This is a genomic window from Flavobacterium pallidum, assembly GCF_003097535.1.
In the GTDB taxonomy this organism is placed as follows: domain Bacteria; phylum Bacteroidota; class Bacteroidia; order Flavobacteriales; family Flavobacteriaceae; genus Flavobacterium; species Flavobacterium pallidum.
Window position 1 is genome coordinate 280,757 of the sequence record NZ_CP029187.1, and the last position, 25,752, is coordinate 306,508.

The 25,752-nt window shown below is 45.3% G+C and carries 8 protein-coding genes; 6 read left to right on the forward strand and 2 right to left on the reverse strand.

The genetic code is table 11. The features are described from left to right. Positions 1–50 precede the first annotated feature (50 nt). The 6 genes from HYN49_RS01050 to HYN49_RS01080 all read left to right on the forward strand — a co-directional run bounded on the left by HYN49_RS01050 (position 51) and on the right by HYN49_RS01080 (position 7,923). On the forward strand, positions 51–488 hold the full coding sequence (locus HYN49_RS01050; RefSeq protein ID WP_108902388.1) for a response regulator: 438 nt from the start codon (positions 51–53) through the stop codon (positions 486–488). Between the two features lie 4 nt (positions 489–492). Beyond that, a complete protein-coding gene (locus HYN49_RS01055) occupies positions 493–3,357 on the forward strand; it encodes a PAS domain-containing protein (RefSeq protein WP_108902389.1) in 2,865 nt (954 codons plus the stop codon). Between the two features lie 108 nt (positions 3,358–3,465). Further along, positions 3,466–4,254 (forward strand): non-homologous end joining protein Ku, encoded by a 789-nt coding sequence (gene ku, locus HYN49_RS01060; RefSeq protein WP_108904902.1) that lies wholly within the window; start codon positions 3,466–3,468, stop codon positions 4,252–4,254. 5 nt (positions 4,255–4,259) lie between these two features. Further along, entirely contained in the window at positions 4,260–6,836 is a 2,577-nt protein-coding gene (ligD, locus tag HYN49_RS01065; protein ID WP_108902390.1) for a DNA ligase D, read from the forward strand. Positions 6,837–6,865: 29 nt separating this feature from the next. Further along, positions 6,866–7,381, forward strand: coding sequence for a pyridoxamine 5'-phosphate oxidase family protein (locus tag HYN49_RS01070; protein ID WP_108902391.1), 516 nt, complete (start codon positions 6,866–6,868; stop codon positions 7,379–7,381). A gap of 176 nt (positions 7,382–7,557) precedes the next feature. Beyond that, complete coding sequence (locus HYN49_RS01080) at positions 7,558–7,923, forward strand: hypothetical protein (RefSeq protein WP_108902393.1); 366 nt, start codon at positions 7,558–7,560, stop codon at positions 7,921–7,923. Between the two features lie 76 nt (positions 7,924–7,999). Here the strand turns inward: HYN49_RS01080 and HYN49_RS01085 are convergent, their stop codons facing one another. Further along, complete coding sequence (locus HYN49_RS01085) at positions 8,000–8,458, reverse strand: hypothetical protein (protein ID WP_245892233.1); 459 nt, start codon at positions 8,456–8,458, stop codon at positions 8,000–8,002. Between the two features lie 961 nt (positions 8,459–9,419). Beyond that, on the reverse strand, positions 9,420–25,739 hold the full coding sequence (locus HYN49_RS01090) for an Ig-like domain-containing protein (RefSeq protein ID WP_108902394.1): 16,320 nt from the start codon (positions 25,737–25,739) through the stop codon (positions 9,420–9,422). Positions 25,740–25,752: the final 13 nt, after the last annotated feature.

Genomic DNA, 25,752 nt, shown 5'->3' on the forward strand with positions numbered 1-25,752 from the left:
ATTCGCTTATGCGCATATTTAAATGTATATTAGAATCATAAATTGGATCAATGGGCGATAAACCTTTACGAATAATCCTTGCGGAAGATGATGGTGATGACCGCTTGCTTTTTGGAGAAGCGCTGCATGAACTAGGCAAAAATGTCCATCTTGTAGTAGCTGATAATGGCATCAAATTAATGGAAATCCTGAACGGCATGGACGAACTGCCTTTAATGGTATTCACCGATCTGAATATGCCTCTCAAAGATGGCATCGATGCTGTGCGGGATATTCGCAACGAGGAACGATTCAAAACTTTGCCGGTGGTTGTTTTTTCCACCTCGTATGATGTTGCCGTTGCGGAAAAGCTACGCCAACTGGGTGCCACAAATTATTTCCTGAAGCCCAATGCATTCAATGACCTGAAATCTGTAATAGGATTGGCAATTGATATTGTCACCGATCCTGAAACTTCCACATCAACATCGTTCGTACTGAACGCCTAGGCCCATGACAAACACTACGAAAAATGCTTACAGTTTCCTTTCCGGCAATGGCGAAATGGCCAGGCTCACCAGGGAAAAAGATTGGGAGAACACTGCCGTCGGCGCAATAGAAAACTGGCCGCAAAGCCTTCGCACCACCTTAGGCTTATTATTGAAATCCAAATTCCCGATGTTCCTGTTTTGGGGCCCGGATTTGGTATGCTTTTATAATGATGCGTATCGCCCAAGCTTGGGTCAGAATGGCAAACATCCTAATATTTTAGGACAAAAAGGCGAAATTGCCTGGCCTGAAATATGGGATATCATCAAGCCCCTTATGGACCAGGTTATCAATGGCGATGAAGCGACCTGGGCAGAAGACCAGCTGATTCCCATCTTCAGAAACGGAAAAATTGAAGATGTATACTGGACGTTCAGCTACAGTCCGGTGATTGACGAATCGGGGAACGTCGGCGGTGTTTTTGTGACCTGCACGGAAAGTACCGAAAAAGTAAATCTGATTGCTGATCTTAAAAAAACGGAGCGATCACTTACGGCAGCATTAAGTCAATTGGAAATTACGGACAAGCGTTTCCGAAATACCGTGCAGCAGGCACCGTTAGGCATTACTATACTGCGCGGCCCTGAATTCATACCTGAAATGGCAAATGACAATTATCTGCAGTTGGTTGACAGGACTTTATCGGAATTTGTGGGCAGGCCGTTATTTGATTCCCTTCCCAGTGTAAAATCAGTAGTGGAGCCGCTGCTTAAAAATGTCCTTGAAACCGGTGAAGCTTTCCATGCATCAGAACTTTCGGTGATGTTAAATCGTTATGGTAAAGAAGAGCTCGGCTATTTCAACCTTGTATACCATCCGTTGCGGGAAGATGACAACAGTATTTCAGGCATTATGGTTGTCGCTACAGAGGTGACTGAAGCGGTTTATGGGAAACACGCACTGATGGAAAGTGAGAAGCAATTCCGGAACCTCGTGATGCAATCGCCGATCGCCATGACAATATTCAGGGGACCAGATTACATTGTGGAAATTGCAAATGATATCCTGATCAAAAATATCTGGCGTAAAAACAGCGAAGATGTCATCGGCAAGAGCATCCTTGATGTCTTTCCTGAACTGAATGAACAAAAATACCCTGCCTTGCTTGAGGAAGTCCTCATTACAGGCAAAATCCATAAAGAAAGTGAATCGATCGCGTTCGTACAGGGAGATGATGGCATGCGTAAATTTTATCTCGATTACCAATATGCCCCCTTGCATGAAGCTGACGGCAGTATTTCAGGCATTATGGTTACCGTAAATGATGTTACCGAACGTGTCGAGGCGCGCAAAAAACTGGAGGATGCAGAAGAAAGGCTGCGATTGGCTACCGAAGCGGCAGAAATGTCTACATGGGACCTGGATTTATCCACGAAGGAAATCATCCATTCTGAAAGGCTGGCAGAAATATTCGGTCATGACAAAACCAGGAAAATTTCACATGCCGACATGCGTCTGCAAATCCATCCCGACGACCGTTCTGAAATTGTCGAAAAAGCTTTCGCAGAAGCCCTGCACACCGGTGTCTATAAGTATGAAGCGCGGGTAATCAAACCCACTGGCCAGACAATCTGGATCAGGACACAAGGCAAAGTATTTTTTGACGAGGAAAATAAGCCCTTAAAAATGCTGGGGACCTTACGCGACATCAATGAAGAAAAACTCTGGCAGCAGGAATTGCTGGAGAGTGAAACAAAATTCAGGCTGCTCGCCGATTCGCTGCCGCAGCATATCTGGACTACGAACCAACATGGCGAGATTACTTATTTCAATAAATCCGTACAGGAATATTCAGGCTTAAGTCCGAAGACTTTGAAAGAAGTCGGCTGGGTCGATATCGTGCATCCGGATGAAATAGCCCATACGGTCCAAAGCTGGCAGGATTCCATAAACACAGGAAAGGATTACATCTTCCAGCACCGTTTCAGGCGTTACGATGGCATTTACCGCTGGCATCTTTGCCGTGCCACTGCACAACGTGACCCTTCCGGAGAAATTCAGATGTGGGTGGGTACAAGCACCGATATCCATGAGCAGCAGGAATTCGTGAATGAGCTTGAGAAAAAGGTCATGGAACGAACCCGCGAACTGGAACGGAAAAACAACGATTTGGAAAAGATGAATGCCGAATTGCAGTCATTTGCTTATGTTTCCAGCCATGATCTCCAGGAACCGTTGCGCAAGATACAAACATTCGCAAGTCGCCTGATTGAAAAGGAATATGAGGCTTTATCGGACAATGCCAAGGATTATTTCAATCGTATGCAATTGGCAGCCAACCGTATGCAAACGCTCATTCTTGACCTCCTCGCCTATTCGAGAACCAGTAGTTCGGATCTGAAATTCATTAGAACCGACCTCCGGAAAATCGTTGATGAAGTCGGGAAAGAGCTTAAGGAAACTATAGAAGAGAAAAAAGCCATCATCCATATTGGCCATCTTGATACCATATCCGTCGTGCCATTCCAGTTTGTCCAGCTGATGCACAACCTGATCGGAAATGCACTAAAATTCAGCAAACCTGGCACCAGTCCTGAAATTACAATCAAAAGTAAAATCATCCACGGCAATCAAACCAAAATCGCTTCGTTACGACAGGATGAATCGTATTGCCATATCTCCGTCTCCGACAATGGCATCGGTTTCGATCCGCAATATGGCGAGCGCATTTTTGAAGTATTTCAACGCCTGCATGCTAAAAATGAGTTCTCGGGGACCGGCATCGGATTAGCCATTGTCAAGAAGATTGTGCTGAACCATCACGGCGCGATTACCGCAACGGGCATCCCCGATAATGGCACGACTTTCGATATCTATATCCCTGCGTAAGCGCTTTGTACCTGGGCATTTGATAATATTGTAATCTATCCTTAAAATTCCGTAAGCAGTTCCATTGCTATAATTGCAAACTTTGTAAGAGACGCTAAAATCATGCTTATGAAGGCTTTATGGAAGGGCGGCATCAGCTTCGGCCTGGTCAATATTCCGGTTCGTTTGTACAGCGGGTCTGTTACCCACCGCATTGACCTGGACATGATCCGTAAAAAGGACCATTGTGCCATCGAATATGTGCGTGTCTGCAAAAAAGACGGGAAGGAAGTGCCGTGGGACGAAATCGAAAAAGGTTACCGCCGTGACGATGGCGATTATGTTGTACTGGACAAAGCCGATTTTGCGAAAGCGATGCCCGAAAAAACACAAACCATAGACATTTTCGAATTCGTACTGGAAGATGAAATCCCTTCACAATATCTCGAAAAGCCTTACATCGTAGAGCCTGAGAAATCAGCCATGAAAACGTACGCCTTATTGCGTGCAGCGCTAAAAAAATCGGGTAAAGTCGGTCTGGCAAAATTCATCATACGCAGCGCAGAGCATTTAGGCATCCTGAAAGTGGAAGATGATGCGATTTTGTTGATTCAGATACGCTTCGACCAGGATCTGCGCGATCCATCAGAAGCAAAAATCCCAGGAGAGATTTCAATCCAGAAAAAAGAACTCGACATGGCCATGACGATTATCGATCAGATGACCGACAAATTTGAGCCTGAAAAATATAAAGACACTTACAAAGACGAGCTCTTGAAAATGATTAAGAAAAAACTCGCCGAACCCAAAGGAAAGAAATCAGCCAAAAAAGAAGCTCCCGAAACCAAAGCCAAAAAAACGGACACTGATGATTTATTGTCACAGCTCAAAGCCAGTCTCGAAGCAATGAAAAACTAATTGTTATGCCACTCGAAAAATACAATCAGAAACGGGACTTCTCTAAGACCAAAGAGCCAAAAGGAATCAGGAAAACTTCAAAAGGTGCCCTGCAATTTGTTGTGCAAAAACATGCCGCATCACATTTGCATTATGATTTCAGGCTCGAAATCGATGGTGTACTGGTAAGCTGGGCCGTACCAAAAGGACCTTCCGCAGACCATGATGTAAAGCGCCTCGCGATGCACGTCGAGGACCATCCGATGGATTATATTGATTTCGAAGGCATCATTCCGGAAGGGGAATATGGGGGTGGCACGGTAATGGTTTGGGATATCGGGACATACCATGCAGAAGGAAACGATGATGCCTCGAAAGACAATGCATTGATGAAAAAGCAACTGAAAGAAGGTTCTATAAAAATTGTCCTGCAGGGCAGTAAGCTCAAAGGTTCCTACCATCTTTTCAGCATAAAAGATGACGATAAACAATGGTTGCTGATGAAAGGCAATGATGAATTCGCGGATGGAAAAGCCTTTAATGAACTTTCCATTATAACCAAAAGGGATTTTAACGCTATTGCGAAAGGGAACGATGTTTGGGAAAGCAACCGGAAATCGGCTACAAAAAAAATTGTCCCGACAAAGAAAACAGAGCGCAGGGAAGAAGAAAAAATGGCACATGCTGCAAAGTCGGATGGTGCATTTTCAGGTGATGATTTAGCAGATGCGAAAAAAATAACGCATTTTCCTGAAAACTGGCGTCCGCAGTTGGCTACGCTCACTGATGCGGCATTCGACCACGGGGATTGGATTTTTGAAAATAAATTTGATGGTTACCGTGCCTTGATACAAATCCAAAATAAGAAGGCCACAATAATATCACGGAATGGCATTAAATTCAATGGCAAATATCCGGAGATTGCGAAAAGTTTTGACGGCACGCCACAAGATATGATTCTCGACGGTGAAATCGTCGTAGAGGATTCGAAAGGCAAAAGTCATTTCCAATGGTTGCAGAAATACGAAGACCATCCCGGAAAAGGAAAATTGAAATTCTATGCATTCGACATTCTTTATTTTCAGGGATTTGATTTACGGAACCTCGGACTTTTACTGCGCAAGAAAATACTGAAAGCAGTATTGCCAAAAGCTGCCAATATTATTTATTCTGAACATCAAATAGGCACTGGAATCAAGGCTTTTGAAGCAGTTGCAGCGAAAGGTGGCGAAGGAATCATCGCGAAAAAAAGCGATTCAAGATATCAAACGGACAAACGTTCACGCGACTGGCTTAAAATCAAGACCGACAAACAACAGGAAATGGTTATCGGCGGTTTTACAGAACCACAAGGCGGCAGGAAAGGCATCGGCGCTTTGTTGTGCGGCTATTATGACGGGAAAGATTTGATTTATTCAGGTAAAGTCGGTAGCGGATTCACAGAACATATATTGGAAGATTTACGTAAAAAATTAGACCGGATCGAGCGTAAAGCATCTCCATTTACAACAATCCCTAAAGAAAAAAACGTGCATTGGGTTAGCCCGAAACTTATTGCCCAACTCAAATTTTCTGAATTTACCGAAACCGGCAGTATGCGCCACCCTGTATTCCTCGGACTGCGTTCAGACAAAGATCCCAAAGACATTACCATTGAAAAACCTGGTGTTGTCGCTGAAAAGAGTTCAGATACTTTGACTGCTGTAAAAGAGCCACAAAAGAACAGGACTAAAAGCCGTATCGAATTCAGTAACCTCGATAAAGTTTTCTGGCCAAAGGAAAAAATTACGAAAGGCGATGTAATTGACTATTATAAATCAGTTGCAGCATATATACTACCTTACCTCAAAGAACGCCCGCAATCACTACGCCGTACACCCGATGGCATTAAAAGTGAGGGGTTTTTCCAGAAAGACGTTGCCGGTAAAGTCCCTAAATGGATCAAGACTAGAAAAATAAAATCCGACAGCGCCGGGGAAAGCATAGAATGGCTCATTTGCAACGACGAGGAAACACTGCTTTTCCTTGCGAATTGGGGCTGCATAGAAATGAATCCGTGGAGCAGTCGTGTGGGTTCATTGAACAATCCTGACTATATCATTTTCGACCTGGATCCGAAAGGCGTTCCGATGAAAAACATCATTGCCACAGCGACGAAGTTAAAGGAAGTTTTGGATTTGCTGAAAGTTCCTGCGTATATAAAGACTTCGGGCGGTAACGGACTGCATGTTTTCATTCCCGTTTTGCCGAAATACACTTATGAACATACAAGGCAATTTTCACACCTTGTCAGCCAGATGGTGCATCGTGACCTGCCGGAAATTACCAGCCTGGAGCGTATGCCTGCAAAAAGGAAAGGAAAAGTTTACCTGGATTTCCTGCAGAACGGGCGCGGAAAAACCATGGCTAGCGTTTACTCATTACGCCCGCGTGAAGGTGCCGGCGTGAGCACGCCACTGGAGTGGGATGAAGTCAACGATTCATTGGATTTAAAAGCTTACAATATCAACACTATTCCGAAACGGCTTCAGGAAAAAGGTGATTTGTGGGCTAATTTTTTTGATGATGCCATCGACCTGAAATCTATTTTAAATAAAATCTGAAAACTATTATCAACCTTAAATACAACATCATGGGAAATTACAAAGACCTGAACAATCAGGAAGCCATTGCAAAACTGAAAAAACTTGCTGAAGACATTAAAATCTGCCTTTTCTGTACAGAATTGACCCAATTGCCTATAAAATCAAGGCCAATGAGCGTTTTGGAAGTAGATGAAAGCGGCAATCTGTGGTTTATGAGTTCTTCGGAAAGCAATAAGAATTTTGAGATATTGGCAGACAACCGCGTCCAATTGTTCTTTTCCAAATCAGCTGATAATGAATATCTGTCTGTTTTCGGAACGGCAACGATTTTTAGCGACCGAGCCCACATTGAAGAAGTCTGGACACCCATTGCCAAGGCATGGTTCGAAGAAGGAAAGGATGACCCGAAAGTAAGGGTTATTAAAGTCACCCCTTCGGACGCGTATTATTGGGACACGAAAGACGGAAAACTCATTGCTTTATTGAAATGGGCAACAGCTGCAGCCGGATTGAAGGATGCCAAATCCGACGATGGCGGCATTGAAGGTAAAATTAATATTTAATTTCAAAGCCATGAAGAAAAAATATCCAGTGAAAACACCAGCTGAAGCGGGCTATGAGAAACACTTGCGGAAGCAAATACGCCTTGCGAAAACACAATTTTACATTCATAATATGATGATTACGAACAAGAGTTTGCTGGCTGGCAATAACATTAATAATTTAATCCTTTTTTGAAATGGAAACAAATGACAATCAAGATCGACATGATCACAGCGGAAAACAAAAAAATCAGTCACATCAATACGATGAAAATGATGATTTCAAATACACCTCACCCGACAAATACCTTGCTATGGAACAGCCAGGTGTAAGTTATACAAATGAAAAATCCCATACGAGCAATTCTGATTATCTTGAATTTGATAATGATGAGCAACGGTCGGATAAATTCAGGACGCACCATCAAAACAGCCGCAATTCAGATGCTTTTAGCCAGGATGATTATATTTTGCGGGATAATATCGATTTGGATGAAGATCAGTCCAATTCGGTTTCATCAGATGACGCACCGGATACAAATACTACCGATGAAACCTTATGAAAACTTTGTGCTGATTTAAGAAGCCCTTTTTAAGGGCTTTTTTACGAAAAAACCGGCTGTTACGCCGGTTTATTTTTTAAGTGTTTTTTTCAAAAGTTAGGTAATCAATGCTTCCATCGCCGCCGCTGACATGCTTCATCCTTATTTTCGTGGAAGTCCTTTCCAGGATTTCCCAATCTTCTGTCAGGTCTACAAAATTATCCGGCGAATTGAAAATAATATCAAAGTCGATATCCTCAAGATTCGGGTGGTCATCGCCGGGATTTTCTGTACTTACCATCCATACGCCGGTATAAGTATTGGTACCATTCGTTGCGGTGAGTACGTTGTTTGAGCCAAACGTAAAATTATAACCCGCAAAATGATTTGTTTCATCATTGTCATCATCCATAAAATACGTTACACGCCAAGCACCGGAACTTACGGTATTTGAAATTTCTGTTGTTGATGTTGCAGCACTGTCATCGTCAGAACTGCAGGACATGTTGCCGAGCATCATTGCTGCCGTTACCATGGAATACATTACTTTTTTCATAAATAAATTTTTAGGTATTGTTTACCTTAATAAAACGGCTTAAAAATGGCTGTCGTATCAAAAGAACGAGAGCAACAATGCCTTTAACATGTTTTAAATTTTTAAGAAACTGGATATTAGCGCTTTAAATTTAAGCCTATGATTGTATTTTAACATACTTCATAAAACCAAAATAATCTTAGCCTGAGAATTTTCTTCTTAAAGCAGCGGAAGAATCAACAAAAATTGGAGACACTGGTAATTGTGGCGAAAGGAAGTTCACCTTAACGCAATAAAAAAACAGGTATAAACCGAAGTTAAATACCTGTCTTGATGAGGCCCAAAAACATCAGGAATTTCCCGACATTGGTTTCTTTAAAAATGAATTCTTTAAACATTGGCGTTGTATTTACAGATTAGGGGAATTTATAATAACGCAAATCAAGTAGTTTGATATTTATAATAACGCAAAATAACTACTACTATTATACAATAATACGAAGTATAACTCTTAAAAGTTACAGTTTAAAAATTTATCACAAAAACCATCCTAATTGTAATAAAACTAAAAAACATCCGGGGAAAGGATGTTTTTCGTTGGAAAATATGGATCAATCGTTTTTGGAGAATCTTTCCATTCCAATTATAAAAAAGTCTAAAATCTCAACGTTATTTTCGAAAAGAGGGTTTTCTTTTCTTTTGTACAAATCCGAAAACTGCAACGAGTTTCATGATATTTGTTTCTTTAAAAATAAATTCTTTTAGCATGGTGTTGTTTATTTACATGACAAATGTAGGTTGCCAATCCGTCGCAAAAAAAAAATAAAGGTAAATGGGAAAATTCCTGCGGTAAAAATTTTAGCAGCCCCAATTTGCTGCGGTGTAATGTTTTTTTTCTGCGGTAAATGGAAATTCGAAGCGCTATAAACAAAAAACCTCCTGATTGCTCAGGAGGTTTCTTTTATTGATGTTTCAGTGAAACTTAGTAAGCGACCTTCCTGGTCACCACCTCATTGTCAACCGAAGTGATCTGAACAAGCAATACCTGCTCCTCTGCCCTAAGGTCGTTCAACACGGCCTCTGAAGCATTGATCGCACCACGCTCATAAATCAGCCTGCCGCGGATGTCGAAGATCTTAACCCCTGACATCACGACTTTACCGGAATTGATGTGAAGCATGCCCTGGTCTTTGTAAACCACTACGCTGTTCGCATCAAATGTTGGCGTGTCAACCCCAAGCGGTGAAGACTGGTACACCACTTCGAACCTGTTGGCGAATGAGCCTTCAGCTGAAGCGAAGCTGTAAGCCCCCTGCTTGATGTTGTGTGTTACCCCGAGAAGGTTATCCTTCAGGTAAACATTCTGGTCTCCTGAGAACAAGCCGTCCATGTGATCCAGCTCGATGATGTAAGTTCCGGCCGTAGCCGCATTGAAGCCTAATGGCACCACGTCGGTATCCACGAATGGAAGCGGACGGGCCTGGATGACATAATTGTCATTACCGATCAAACTCGAGATCGACGAACCGCCTTCGATAGACCTACCGTCCATAGCGACATCCTCACCCATCGTAGCGCCTTCGGCGTAACCTACAAGGATCTGGTTCATCGCGTGTGCCGGTGTGTTCAGGTTGAACCACATACGGTGTTTCTCAGCCGTTTGTGCACTTCTGTAGAAAGCACCACCTTCAGCAGTCCTCATCGCATTGGTGAACCTGGCCGTACTTGCTGAAGATTTCAGCAGGATGAAACCTTGTCCTCCGCGGATGGCGCCTGTAGGCGCAGTACCTCCTGATTGTGCAGCAGTTCCTCCCAAAGTGTTGTAGGTAGCATAGTTCGCTCCTGAAGCAGCAGCCTGGCTGATGTGCGTCCAGAAGTAAAGCGTACCTGCGTTTCCTGGCTCGGCAAGGAAAAGGTCAGCATCAACAGTAGACGGGTAAGGGTTACCGATCATGTTGTAGCCCTGGCCACTCACCGTTACCGGGATCGTGTACTCACCGTTGCGGGGCACTCCGGTGAACGTTCCTGTCCATGGGGTAAGTGTCGTTGGATGGTTGTTCGCAGAACGGATCATGTAACCTTTGGCAGCATCAAACGAAGTGGTTGATGGCGAAGCGATCTGAACAAAAGCGTTCGTTGGCTCGTCAAGGTTGTAGAAACGCGTGTTAAGCGTGTTCGGTGAGAACGGTTGCAACAACTGTCCTGATACAGGTGAAGACCAGTAAACATAATCCTGACGGATCAGGTTCGCCGTCCTCTTGTATTTGATGTTACCTGTGTTGGCGATGTCCTGCGACTGCACCAGGTCAGAACCGTCCTCGAAAGTAAGGCTTCCGCCGCTGACGGTCACTTTACCGTTTACGTAGAAATCAAAACCACCTGAAACCGTTACGGTTCCGCTCTGGATCGTCAGTGTACAGGCGTTAAGATCGGCTACAGCGGTGAAGTTACCGTTGATGATTGCAGCGCTTAGAGAGTTAGGCGTACCATTGCTCCATGCTCCTGCACTCCATGTTGTTGTATTACCTCCTACCGTAACAATTGTTTCAGAAGAAGTGGCCGAAGCACATGGACCGCTTTGTACAACCGCACGGAAATGCGTCTCTACAGTAATTGGCCCTGTCATATATGTCGTGCCTGTATGGGCAATCGGGCTCCAAGTCGTGAATGGGGAAACTGAACTTTCCCATCTTACTACAGCACCCGTGTGACCTGACAATGTCAATACGCTGCTTGAACCATTACATGTAGTTGAACCGCCGCTTACCGAACCGCCGACAGAAGCAGGCGAAACAGTTACGGTAGCCGCTGCAGCGTTAGCCTCGCCGCAAGCACCGTTCTGTACCACAGCCCTGAATTGGGTAGTCTGGGTAAGTGCGCCTGAAGTGTAAGTATTGGTAGTATTTGCAATCGGGCTCCAGGTTGTAAATGGAGAAACCGAGCTTTCCCATCTTACGACAGTGCCAGTGTTTCCTGTCAATGTCAATTGTCCGCTCATCGAACCTGAACAGATTGTTGTACCGCCTGAGACAGTTCCTCCATTAGATGCAGGATCAACCGTTACGGTAGTTGACGTCGAATTTGCTTCTGCGCAAGCGCCGCTTTGAACCACAGCCCTGAATTGGGTGGTTTGTGTAAGCGCACCTGAAGTGTAAGTACTCGTAGTATTAGCAATCGGGCTCCAGGTTGTGAATGGAGAAACTGAGCTTTCCCATCTTACGATAGTGCCAGTGTTTCCAGTCAATGTCAATTGTCCGCTCATCGAACCTGAACAGATGGTCGTGCCACCTGTTACACTTCCGCCGTTAGATACAGGATCAACTGTCACTGTCGTTGAAGCCGAATTCGCTTCTGGACAGGTACCGCTTTGTACCACCGCCCTGAATTGGGTAGTTTGTGTAAGCGTACCTGAAGTGTAAGTACTCGTAGTATTAGCAATCGGGCTCCATGTTGTGAATGGAGAAACCGAGCTTTCCCATCTTACGATAGTACCTGTATGAGTTCCTAAAGTCAATAATCCACTGGCAGAACCTGAACAGATCGTTGTGCCGCCTGTTACGCTTCCGCCATTAGATACAGGATCAACAGTCACCGCAACACTTGTAGAAGTTGCAGCAGTACAAAGCCCGCTGGTCACTACGGCCCTGTAATAAGTCGTAGCAGTTAGGTTTTGCGCAGTGTAAGTAGATCCTGTAGCACCGCTGATGTTTGCAAAAGTAGTGTTATCAGAAGATGACTGCCACTGGATTGTTCCTGTATTGCCATTTAATGTAAGTGTAGTGCTGTTAGTTCCTGAGCAAACTGTAGCGGCTCCACTAATGGTTCCGGCAACACTTGGCGGGTTAACAGTCACAGTCACACCGTTAGACACAACCGGACAGCTATTCACTGTTGTTGTGAGGGTATAAGTTGTAGTTGTAGTAGGGTTTACTGTCAAAGATTTCGTAGTGCCTACTACAGTTGAGCCGTCAGACCAGGAATAGGCGACGCTTGGCTGCAGGTTAACCATATATTCTTCGTATTCGCCCCATCCTACTGTCATTGTTGGGCCGGTAATTCCTCCAGCACCTTCAGTGACAATAATCCTCATCCTGGCATTACCAGGGCTTACACCGGCAGGAACGACGAACGATCCTGTTTCAGTGTGTGCACCCAAAGTAGTTGCCGCTGAAGTATAAACCGCTTCTCCTGCATCACCGAATGATCCATTTCTGTTGTAATCAATATAAATGGCCATCGAGTGTGCAAACGCAGAAGCATCCTGTACGCTCGTCATAGAGAAATTATAAGATCCACCACCGTTCAGTACATAAGGACCGAATGCAGTATAGTTTGCATAGCTTCCCGCAGTACCTGTAGCTGTTCCTATCGTTCCAACCAGAGAGTTTCTTGCTGAAGCATTGTTAAGGATTGTAGTAGCACCCTGCGTGATGGTTACATTGCCCATATCTTCATCAGTTGTAGGGTTTGTAACTGCAGGTGGTGCAGTATACGTCGGTGCAATACCATTAAACGAAGCGTTTAAGATAGTTCCGGTGCCGCTGCATACGGTAGTCAATGATGCCGAAGCAACCAGGCTAACACCCGTATTCAAAGCGTCCTGGTATGAAGTACCAGTATATCCGGTGCTCAGCGACGAAGAATTCGTAGCCGTAACGCTCCAGGTCACTACACTATTTGCAGGTGAAGCCGCAGGGATAGTATAAGACCATGTATTGCCAGATGTATTTGTCATTGCAACAGGCCCTGTAGCAGTTCCGTTGTTGTAAGTAATCGTAACACCTGTTATTGTTCCTGTAGGCGTTGTAACATCAACAGAAACCGTTCTTGCCGTAGCAGTACAAAGTGTAGTGAATGCAGGCGAAACTGAATTGAAAGTCACTGTCGGTGCCGGTGAAGAACCAGCAAATTCCCATGCTCCCATATCATATTGCGTTCCTCTTGTAACACCATTATAATCAACAGTAAAGAATGCAGATAAGTTTGCACCACCACTTTCAGCCAGGGTATTGATACCATCGTTTGGCTTAAGGTAAGTTGCTGAACCTCCTGTTGTACTGTTGAAGAATGACGCTGCAGAGAATGCCGTATCAACAAATGAATTCGCCTCACGTGAAGTTCCTACCGCAGCGTAGTAAGTGCTGTAATCCTGATAAGCATTGGTTCCATCATAAAGGATGGCCTTGTTTGCAGCAGGCGTACCGGCAAAATACATGTTGCGGTTAGAAGTCGTAGCGAAGTTACCCAGCGTAGCTACAGCGCTTCTTCTCAAAGCAGTAACAACACCAGTAGTACCAGGCGTAGACGTATTGATTACGATGTTATTCATCAAATCAAGTTTCGCCGTAGTAGCAGTCGAGCTTGCAGCGTGGTAGATACCTGATGTTCCGAAAGCCGCTCCCGTAGAAGAAGCATTCAGGTACACAGTATTGTTATACACGTTGAAGTTAGCCGTAGCAGCCGTAGCTGATACCGAGATTCCCCTGATCGCATCAGCATTGGATGCGGCAGGTGTCCTCAGATCACCGATAAGGTTGTCATAAGCATTGGTATTTGCAGAAGCCGTTGTTGAGGCCATTGCAAGACCGATGATTTGCGCAGCACCTGTATTTCCTGTGGAAAGATCGTAAATCTTGTTCCTGAAAATATTTGCTGTACCAGCAATCGACGGAGCCGAATAGATACCAAACTGCGTAAGACCACCCGCGAATCCGTAAATCGTGTTACGGCTAATGGTCACGTTCGCACCATATCCGTTACGGATTCCATACATTACAACAGCACTGCTCGCAGGAGCCGTAAAGTTGTAGAAGTTGTTTCCGGTACAAACTTTGGTACCTGTATTCGAAGTAAGCTGGTACCAGCCCACCATAGTCTGGGCACCGGTAGCTGTAGTGCTTAAGCCGAATACATTATTATTCGTAATCGTCTCATTTTGCGGTGTTCCTACTGAATATATTCCGTAGAATCCTGAAGTACTTCCCGCAGCATTGTTTGCCAGGTTAGAAACTGTGTTGCCGTCGATAGTAACCGTTGTTGGGGTACCATACTGGATACCGTAGAAAGTAGCTGCAGCAGTCCTGCTAAGGTTGTTGATGGTATTCGAAGTGACATTTACAGTCGTTGGGGAACCCACCGTCATACCTGTAAAGGCACCTGTACCTGCGTTGGCTATATCAGTAATGGTGTTTGAACCTACAGTAAGCAAAGTGGCAGCACCAGTGTTATCAACACCATTTACAATAGAAGCTCCTGTTCCATATGCTGTTGCATTTCTCACAGTGTTACTACTGATGGTAGTACTTGTTCCTGTAGCAGCCGACCTAATACCTTCAATCAGTGTAGCGCCTGAAGTAGTGAACGTCAATGCACCTGAATTGGTAAGGTTGGTTCCATTAAAGAAAGCACCTCCACGCAGGTTGTTTGCTGTAGTGTTACCAACAATATTATTGCTGACAGTCATTACACCCGAACCGGCAACGTCAATACCTGTAACAGACCCGGTAAGCGAAGCTGTTGTACCTGAAGCATCAATGGCTCCAATAGTATTGTTCTGGATGGCTACAGTGTTTGCAGAAGTAGCGTAAATACCTACAACTGCAGCCTGCGAGGTAGTTGAAGCTGCGTAAAGCGAACCCATTCCCGTCGTAGCACCGATAGTGTTTCCGGTAGCTGTACCGATGTTGGCATTACCACTCGTTACGTTGATTCCGCAAAGGACACCGTTTGTAGTCGTAGCGCCACTTGAAGTGTAAAGCGCAATTCCCGCAACTGTGTTATTTTGGATTGATGAAACCGTACCAGCTGCAGTAAATCCTGCATTGATACCGATGAAACGCGTAGCATTGGCAGTTCCCGTAGTCGTGTAAGCACTTGGGAAGGTCCCTGTAAGTGCTACAGTATTACCTACAAGATTCATGGTACCGGTTCCCGCTGCATTAGCAAAACCGATCGTGTTTCCTGTAATCGTGTAACCCGCACCAGAAGCTACGTTAATACCATTGTGCGTATTCGCGGTGGTATAAATCCTTGTAGCAGTTTGGTACAGTTTATTGCCTGAAATCGTCCAGGCTTCACTGTTCGAAGCAACAGCTATACCTTTCGTTGCTAACGTAGCGCTGAAGAAGTTGAAAATGTTGTTATTCGAAATCGTGTTATTGTCATTCGTTTTGGCAGCAGTACCCGCAGAATAGATTCCATTCACCGGAGTAGTTGCGCCATCCCTGATGTCACAATTTGCAATCGTGTTATTGTCGTTACCCGTAGTAGCAGTTGTTGTAGAGAACAACACCACTCCAGATGTAGCAGAAGTGTTCACACCACGTACATCAGCATAACGCACGATGTTGTTAGAAGCATCATTGATGAACTGGATTACAGCACCGGTTGTGTTAGTGTTGCTGATCTGCAGGTCTTTGTTGCTTCCCGTACCACCTGAACGTCCGTCGATAGTCCAGTAATTACCTCCGTTAAGGGAGAAAGTAGCTACAGGGTTTGCAGAGCTGATTACTTTTCCTGTAACGCCATTCGCCTCACGGATTGTAATAGTATTGGTAGCGCTTGCCCCTGTAATTGCAGGCATCGAGATCGGATAAGTTTCCGTAGAAGCATCATAGCCGCTGTTCAGTTCAAGGAATGTTGGCTGGGTGATACCACAAGTTACCAAAGCCGCGATGGCCGAAGTAAGGTTGTTGTAAGTACCTGACGGTCCTACAGCAATAGTTCCACCACTTACCACATACAGGCTCACCGTATTAGAAGTCAACGGAGCACATGGTGCCGTTCCGGTAACCTGTACACGGAAAGTGTATCCTGAAAGTGAAGAAGCCGATGCGATGGACAACGCGTTTGTTGTCGCTCCTGAAATGGTTGCTCCTGAAAGCGTACCATCGGTCAGGATGATGTCACTTCCATTGTTTGCAATCCATTGGTAAGTCAATCCTGCGCCAGTAGCGGTAACGCTGAAGTTGGCTGTAGCCGAAGCACAGATGGCCTGGTTTGCAGGTTGCGCTGTAATAGCCACCGCCTGGATCACCGTCAATGTGGCAGCAGTAGATGTCTGGGCGCTACAAGGAGCCAAGCCAGAAACAACGGCACGGTATTGATTTCCGGTAAGGGAAACCGCAGGCGTGTTGATAGTATATGATGCAGTTGTCGCAGCTGAAATCGGAGACCAGTTGCCACCGTTATCAGTGCTCAGTTCCCACTGGTAAGTAAGACCTGTTCCTGTGGCACCTACTGTGAAAGTCACAGAAGCCGCGCTTGAACATACCGTTTGCGTAGCAGGATTGGTATTGATTGCCACCACATCATTAACCGTAAGGGTTGCCACGTTAGAAACAAGGCTTCCTCCGTTGATCACCACCTGATACTGGTTTCCTGTATTAGCGGAAGTCAGTCCTGATGGAATGCTGTAAGAAGAAGACGTTGCAGATGGAATATCGGCAAAAGTTCCTGCACTGTTCACCCTGTATTGCCACTGGTAAGATGAAGGCGTACCTCCAGAAGTGGTTACAAAGAATGTCACACCCGAATTGCTGCAGATGGTCTGAGACTGCGGCTGTGCATTGATCGAGATTGACGTTACAGTCAATACCGCAGGATCGCTGGTTACGGCAGCACAAGGCGCTGTTCCCGAAACCGTTACACGATACTGGTATTGGTTCATTCCTGAAGTAACATTCGTCAATGAAAGCGTGTTTGTAGTAGCACCTGAATAAACGCCACCATCAGCAACTGTTGCCCAACCTGATCCGTCGTTCACTTCCCATACATAAGAAGAGATTCCAGTTCCTGTTGCAGTCACTGAGAATGAAGTATTATCAGCAGGCAATATCGAAACGCCCTGTGGCTGTGCAGTGATTGCGACAGCTTTATTTACGGTAACTGTAGCGTTGGTCGTACTTGGAGTACATCCAGCTCCTGTAACGGTATTGGTTACGGTATAAGTTCCTTCAGTACTGGCCACAAGATCAATAACACCCGTTGAAGCGTTGATTGCCAAGCCTGCAGGTGTAGCCGTAAATGTTCCGGCTGTTCCTGTAATGGCTGGCGTAGCAGTCAATGAGCTTGAACAGTAAACCGAAGAACCATATGTAAATCCTGAATTTGGATTCTGACCGATAGTAATAAACGTAGTCGCTGTCTGGATACCACAACTTCCTCCATCCATAGTATAAGTTACCTGGTAAAGACCTGGCGTACTTAAAGATGGATTAACCTCACCCGTCGCAGTATTAAGGCTCAAAGCAAGATCCGCGGTATAAGAACCACCAGCTGTTCCTGTTCTTGTTACCGTAGCACTGGTTAAAGTGTTACAATAAGGACTGTTGTCATAATGAATTGTAGCCGACGGCATCGTATCGATTGTCAGTACAATCATCGAGCGCGCACTTTCACATCCTGATGTTGGGTTAACAACACTTACGTAGAAAGTAGTCGTCGTAGCGATGGAAGTCGTATAGTTTGTCGCAGTGGAAGATTGCAATGCAGTCCCTCCTGTTGAAGCGCTATACCACTTGTAAGTTGGTGTCGTAAATCCGTTGGTGTTTGATACCGTTGCTGCAGTAACCACACCCGCTCCGCAATGACCTCCATTTACAACTGAAGGTGCGTTAGGTGCCGGGTTGACGTTAACGGTGACGTTCTGTACTTTGGCACATCCTGTAGCAGGATCTGTAGCTGTTACAGTATACACTGTCGTTGCAGATGGTGATGCGCTGAAAGTATTTGAAGAACTGACGGTTGAAGCACCATCAGACCATGAATAAGACAATGATCCAGCAGCCTGTCCGACTACCTGACCACCGAAAATCATATTCGGCCTGTTCGTAAATGTAGTGATGGCAGTTCCGTTAGTAGTGCCACATAACGAATTATTATCAGCATATTTCCCGTAAACGGAATTGTATGCCGTTGTAGAATAAGCTACAGTAGAATTTCCACTAAAACATGAAGCACAAGTATCGGCAACAGAGTCGTTGTCATGGCAAATATCGATTACGATGTTTGAAACCCCATCCCAATTAAATGGCGTAGTAAATGTCAAAGTGTGTAAACCTACAGCAGGAGCAGGTTTCGAAACCGGACCATATACCGTAGTAAAGCTTCCTGAAGGAGTAGCGAAATTTCCTGAAAAAGCAGTATCAGCAGTATTCGCAATTTTAACGGTATAACCACTTTGCGCATAAGTACCTACACCTGAAGCCGTAACATTAAAGGCAAGGGATGTAAGGTTACCAGCGTTTAATCCGCTTGCAGTTAGCTCACTTGCCCTTACGATGTATTGGATATGCTGTCCTTCGTAGTTAGAAGTGAATGGCGTAATTCCTGTTGTAACCGTTGTAGTTGTATCTGCACCTATTGATGTAGCTGTACCGGCAGTGATTGTTGTTGTTGTAGCCAAAAGCGTCGTAGCACTTCCCGCACAAATCGTAGCCGGAGTAGCTGAAACAGTCAAAGCAGGCAAAGCATTTACCGTGATTGATTTAGTCTGTACAGAAGTACAGTTTGTGTTAGGATCGTATGCTGAAATGGTATACACATACGTTCCGGCAGCGGTTGGTGTAACCAGGTAAGCATTGCTTCCGGTAGCATTTGCAGTCAATGCCACATTTCCTGTAACACCACTTCCTGTTGCAGGAGTTGCTGACAGGGTAAACTGTGTAAAGTTGTTGAAGCTTGGCGTGTAGCTGCTTGAAATATTGAAACTGCCACCTGCACAAAGGCTTGACGGCGCAGTAATACTTAGGCTATCCGGCGTAGAAACCGTAATGGTTAACGGTGTCCTGGCACTTTCGCAACCTGTAGTCGGGTTAACAACAGCAACATAGAAAGTAGTAGTTACTGAAATCGCACTGTTATAGCTCGTACTTGTAGTCGCCTGAAGTGGTGAACCACCTGTTGCGACGTTGTACCATCTGATCACTGGCGTTGTGAATCCGTTCGGGTCTGATACCGAAGCGGCAGGCACTTGTGTTCCACATTGGGATGCACTTGTAACTACAGTCGGCGCAGTCGGAGCCGGGTTTACATTTACCGTAACGTTTTGTTCGCTGAAACATCCCGTAGCAGCATTTGTCGCCCTAACGGTATAAACCGTAGTAGTTGTCGGAGAAGCTGAAACTGAAGCTCCTGACAAGTTACCCGGATTCCATGTCCATGTGTAAGAAGATGTCATATCGGAACCAACCTGGCCTGCAAATGTCGCTAGTGGCCTGTTGGCATAAGTGGTTGCACCTGTCGTTGCAGCACAAGCACCTGTCGATCCCAATAAGTTATTATTGCTGATGGCTGATGGTGTAGTCGCTGCAAGAGTTGAAGAAGTACCTATTGTGGAAATGTTGTAACAGATATCAACCAGTACATTTGATGTTCCGTCCCAGTTGAACGGCGTGGTGAATGTGTGTGTATTTACACCCGCAACAGCAGTATAAGTAGCCGCAGTATAACATGTAGTATAACCTGCAGGAGCAAGGAATGAAGTAGTCGAAGGTGGTGTTGAAGCCACATTTGCCATCCTGATCGTGTAGTTGTTTGCGCTTCCTGATCCAGCGGAAGTAACATTAAAGCTAACCGCTGTAATATTACCTGCCTGTAAACCTGCTGCACTCAATTCGGCCGCAGTATATATGAGCTGGTGCTTGAAATCGCCTGTTCCAAAACCATTCCTGTAAACACCACCACCAAATTCTGTAGTAGTTTGCGTTCCTATGGCTGCCGTTCCCGGAGCCGCAGCAATACTTTTAGCAGAAAGTGCCACTGCCGTACCAGGGCACGACGCAGTTGCAGGAGCAGTTACCGAAGTAATCGCCGGAAGTGCACCAACAGTAACCGTAACTGTATTTGTAGCAGTACAAACACCGTCAGTTCCCGTAACAGTATAAACATAAGTTCCGGCAGCAGTAGGTGTCACAGTTTGTGATGCACCACTTGGCGTTCCGCTCATACCGCTTCCCAATGACGGGCTAACACTCCATGTGTAGCTGTATAAACCAGCGCTGCTGGCTCCTAAAGTAATAGGATTACCTAAACATATTGTTGCCGTTGCACCCGGCGTTACCGTGATAGCATTTGGCGTAGTCACTGTAACGGTTACCGCAGTACGGTTGCTCTCACAACCCGTAGCAGGATTCACAACCGAAACATAGAAAGTCGTAGTCGTTGAAATCGCAGTATCATAAGTCATCGAAGTGCTTGATTGTAACGCTGTAGTTGTTACATTATCAGCATACCATTTAATGGTAGGCGTAGTAAATCCGTTTGGATCAGCAACTGAAGCAGTTGGCACCTGAAGTCCGCACTGGCTTGAGTTTGTAGCCGTAAGGGCTGTTGGCTTAGGATTAACCGTTACATTAACAACCTGTTCGTTATAACATCCTGTAGTCGTATTTGTAGCCCTTACAGTATAAGCAGTAGTTGTAGTCGGTGATACTGAAACTGAAGCTCCGCTTAAATTACCAGGATTCCATGTCCAGGTGTAAGAAGAAGTGATATCGGTAGTTTTCTGACCTCCCAAGGTAACGATTGGCCTATTGGCTACCGCAGTTCCTGTTGTAGCACTACAGGCTGTTGTAGAAGAAGCCGTATGCGTATTACCCGCAAATGCCGGTGTAGAACAAGCGACGGTTGTCGTTCCTGTCACATTATTGGTTTGGCATGTCTCTACAATGATGTTAGAGGTACCGTCCCATACAAAAGGCGTAGAGAAGGTATGTGTATTGACACCAACCGCAGGCGTGAATGAAGCCTGTGTAAATACAGTAGTAAACGTTGGCGTTTCATAAGTCGTAGTCAATGCAGTAGCACTGCTGTTAGCCATTTTGATCGTAAAGTTCGATACGACACCCGTATCAGCACCTGTTACCGTAAAACCTAAACTTGTAATATTTCCGGCAGCATATCCAGCAGCAGTAAGTTCTGAAGCTTTATACAACAACTGGGTCTTGATCTGGTTTCCTGTACCGTTTCCTGAACGGTAAGGATTACCATTATCACCACCAATCGTAGTGGTCTGTGTACCAATTGTACCTGTACCGGCACCGATACCGATGCTTGTGGCAGTCAATGCTGTCGAACCGCCTGCACAGATTGTACCGCTGGCAGCAGCAGCCGTTGTGATTGCAGGCAATGCACCTGCAGTAACCGTTACGGTATTTGTAGTAGCACAGATACCATCGTCACCTAGTACCGTATAAACATACGTTCCTGGCATGGTAGGCGTGATTGTCTGAGAAGCGCCACTGAGTGTACCACTTACACCGCTTCCCGTAGTTGGATTTGCCGTCCACGAATACACGTAACCTGCATTTGTGCTTGACGCTCCAAGTGATATTGATTGTCCCGAACACACTGTGGCAGTAGCACCCGGAGTCACCGTAATTGAAGCCGGAGTGGAAACCGTAACTGTAACCGGGATTCTTGCACTTTCGCAACCCGATGTAGGGTTTACTACCGATACATAGAATGTAGTTGTAGTCGAAATAGCAGTTCCGTAAGTATGTGAAGTGGTTGCCTGCAGCGGTGTTGTCGCAACATTTGTAGCATACCATTTGATGATTGGAGTTGCAAATCCATTAGGATCAGAAACTGATGCCGTTGGAATATCCAGACCACATTGTGATGAGTTGGTTCCTGTAAGCGATGTTGGCGCAGGATTAACCGTTACCGGAGTTGACGCCGAAACCGGGCATCCTGAATAATTTGCCGTAAAAGTATAGGTGTGACCTGTTGTAGGACTGACAGAAAGGTTGTTTCCTGTACCTACTGTAGAAGCACCATCAGACCATGAAATACCTGACAAAGCTACTTTTGCAACTCCGACGAAAGTCATATCAGGAAGTTTGGTGCTGTTGGTTACATTCGTATACGTTGCACCACATAAATTCGCATTATCCTGGTTGTAACCGTAAGTTGCGGTGTAAGACTTCGTTGTTGCCGTAACCAAATCCGTGTTCGAGAATAACGCTCCGGTTGAAGCTGGATCATTTGCAAAACAAATATCGACAAGGATATTCGAAGTACCGTCCCAGTTAAATGAAGACGAAGTTCCCGCTCCCGTACCAAAATTAAAGTTATTGGTCCCGGCAGTAGTACTCATACCTGTACCCACAGTTGAAGATGACGCATAAACCGTTGTAAATGTAGCGGCGTTATTTCCACTGGTCAGCGTAGTCAACGCCGTAGTAGCAAGCTTGATAGTATAGCTTGTAAAAGGCAGCGTACTGTTTTTCGTAGCCACGTTGAACCTTAAACCAGTAATATTACCGGCAGCCAATCCGGCAGCCTGTAAATCTGAAGCCATTACAAGATATTGTGTATGCTGAGATTCATAATACTGTGAAAACGGAGACAAGGCCTCACTCGTACTTGTTGTTCCGATTGTTGTCAGTCCAGTACCGTTGGTTGCCGTTCCGCCAGATTTTACAAACGAAGCTGTCAATACTGTAGGGGTACCTGCACAAGTTGTCGTTACTGATGCTGAAGCTGAAGCCGTACCTCCTGCCAACGGATCATCCGCATAGCTGGTTCCGGTGTACGTCGCACTCAACGGTACAGAATTTACTGCTGTAATAGACCATGCAACGGTAGCTGTTGTCGGCGATCCTACCGGGATAGTTGCCGTATAGGAACTGCCACCGCCTGCCGTCATAGTGATTGGGCTTTGCGCAACACCATTGAAGCTGTAGTTCAAAGTGGCTGAAGTGATGGTTCCGCTGGCAGTGGTGATACTTGCATTTACTGCCCTGCCCGAAGCCGTACATTGTGACGTAGCAGGAGGCGTAACTGAAGTAATCGAAATCGCCGGAGCCGGAGAAACACCTGCAAATTCATCAGCACCCACATCAGGGTTAGAAGCATTCCTCGTGTTTCCGTCGTAATCATCCGTGATTCCTGAAATTGCAATACCACCGCTTTCAGCCTGAGTGTTCAGACCGTTAACCAGGTGAAGGAACGTTGCAGATGATCCTGAAGCCGGACCTGTCAGACTCTGGAAGAATGTTCCGGCAGTTGACGATACTGCTTCAGAAAATGACAAAGCTTCCCTTGGCGATACCAATGTCTTGTAAGCAGACATGGTTTGTACTGAGTTCGTTCCGTCGTAGAATAACAACTTTGTTGCCGAAGGTGTACCGGCATAGAACAGGTTATTATTCGATGCTGAGTTGTATTGAGTCAACGTTGTCGAAGTCCTCCTGAAACAAGAACTGATTCCTGTACCTGTCGGTGTAGAAAGATTCACAAGGATGTTGTTGTTCATCAAAACCGTAGGCGTGGTTGAAGACTGGTAAACCGCAGCACTTGCAAAACCAGTTCCTGAACTTGTTCCGTTCAGGTAAACCGTGTTATAATACAGGTTGATGTTTGATCCGACAGTACCGCAAAATATACCAAACAGGCTCAAACCTGTACTTTGCGGCGTACTTAAATTACCAATAATGTTATTAGAAACATTGTATGTCGTAGCACTGCTGCTTCCCAGATAAAGACCCGCAACTGTCGGGCCCGTACCAGTAGAGCTTAAAGTATGGATAACGTTTTTGGAAATCGTCGCCACCGTATTGTAGGCATTCCTGATACCTGCAACCGTTGCATAACCTGAGTTGCTCGAACTCGTAAAGGACAGGTTATTGATGTTATTACCGGTAAGGACTTTTGCACCTACCGCAGTAAGGTTATAAATTCCGTATATCACATGTCCGGTAGCCGTACTGCTTCCGTTGATGGAAAAGTTATTAATGTTGTTGTTCGTCACCGTCTCGTTCGGCGGGGATGAACCATCATAATAGCCATACATTACAGAAGAAGTTGCTCCTGTACTGTTTGGCATGGAAATATTGGAAATCGTATTTCCGTCAACATTGATTACCGAAGTGCTTCCGCGGATTCCGTAGAATGTACCGAAACTGTTATTCAATGTAATGTTGTTGATGGTATTTGAATTCACAGTATAATTCGTAGAACCAGCGGAATTATAAATCGCCTGGAAAACACAGGTGTTTGCTGTAGCCGAAGTACCTATACTGCTATTTATAATCTGGTTCGAATTGATATTCACATTCGCCGCGGTAGCAGAGGACAGGATTCCTGTAAATGTTCCCGTAGTTGAAGTAGTGTATGCATTATTTGTAATAATGTTACCGGTAATGGTAATGGTATTCGAAGCAGCAGTACTTCCGATACCATTATCTATTGCAGTCAAAGCCGAAGTGGTCGCACCACTTTTCACTGTTACCGTGTTGTTCGAAATCGTGGCATTGGCACTTGTTCCTGCCTGCGCATAAATACCTCTTAAAGTTGTAACGTGGTTTGCACCTGAACCGTTATTGTTGTTAATGGTATTGTTCGAAATATTGACACTCCATTGGTTGTTCGCACGGATACCAGCTGCAGGGTTGGCAGCGGCAGCGGCACCACCAAAATTCAGGATCGTATTTCCTGTTCCTGATGTTGATCCTCCAATGTCGTTTGATAAGTCTCCTAAAAACGTAGAAGCTGTCGGTGTCGGGCCTACACCCGCCGTAGCAGCAAAACCACTTAAGGCGATACCAATGTTACCACCATTGATGGTATTGGTATAAAATTTATTGTTGCTGTTTGATCCGGCAGCCACCGTAGGCGTCAGCGCTGTAGTAGCCGCAGCAGCCGTAGCGTTGATCACAAGGATACCAACAGCGCCGTCAACCATAGGGGAGGTTGCGGCAGTGTTGTTCACACGCTGCATGTTAAAAATACAATTCCTGATCGTGTTGTTGTTACAACCGTCCGAAGCACTGAGTTTGAATAACCCGACACCATATTCCATCGCAACGGTGGCACTCGCAGAGTTTCCGTCGGTAAATGTAATACCGTCGAGGGTTACATAATCAGCCCCAACCAGTTTCAGCATACCGTCCGGCGCTGCACTTGCTGGTGTCGCCGTACCTGTCCCTGCGTTGATTGTTACAGTTCCGGAGGCCACCAACGTAATCGTGTTGGTCGAACTCAAAACTGCATTCAACGAGGCACTACCGAGGGTAAACCCGGTGGCCGGCGCCGTTTCACTTCCGGTTAACGTCAACGTAACCGGACCCGTCATCGCAGTAACAGCATTCAGATCTGTTAATGCGGACGACAAATTCACATAACTGGCAGCAAGACTTGGGGAAGTGTTACCTGGATTGGTAACCGAAACCGAAATCTGCGCCTGAGACGTGAAAATGCTGAACAAAAGAAATAACAATCCGAAGACCGTTTTCTTTTCCAAAGCATTTCTGAAAAAAGAACTTGTACTTCTCTCAGGGGATTTGTAGAATTTATACATAAAGTTGATTTTT

What these genes read in the sequence shown, in the direction of transcription:
- HYN49_RS01050 (WP_108902388.1), top strand. Translation starts at nt 51, where the DNA reads ATGGGCGATAAACCTTTACGAATAATCCTTGCGGAAGATGATGGTGAT.
- HYN49_RS01055 (WP_108902389.1), top strand. Translation starts at nt 493, where the DNA reads ATGACAAACACTACGAAAAATGCTTACAGTTTCCTTTCCGGCAATGGC.
- ku (WP_108904902.1), top strand. Translation starts at nt 3,466, where the DNA reads ATGAAGGCTTTATGGAAGGGCGGCATCAGCTTCGGCCTGGTCAATATT.
- ligD (WP_108902390.1), top strand. Translation starts at nt 4,260, where the DNA reads ATGCCACTCGAAAAATACAATCAGAAACGGGACTTCTCTAAGACCAAA.
- HYN49_RS01070 (WP_108902391.1), top strand. Translation starts at nt 6,866, where the DNA reads ATGGGAAATTACAAAGACCTGAACAATCAGGAAGCCATTGCAAAACTG.
- HYN49_RS01080 (WP_108902393.1), top strand. Translation starts at nt 7,558, where the DNA reads ATGGAAACAAATGACAATCAAGATCGACATGATCACAGCGGAAAACAA.
- HYN49_RS01085 (WP_245892233.1), bottom strand. Translation starts at nt 8,458, where the DNA reads ATGAAAAAAGTAATGTATTCCATGGTAACGGCAGCAATGATGCTCGGC.
- HYN49_RS01090 (WP_108902394.1), bottom strand. Translation starts at nt 25,739, where the DNA reads ATGTATAAATTCTACAAATCCCCTGAGAGAAGTACAAGTTCTTTTTTC.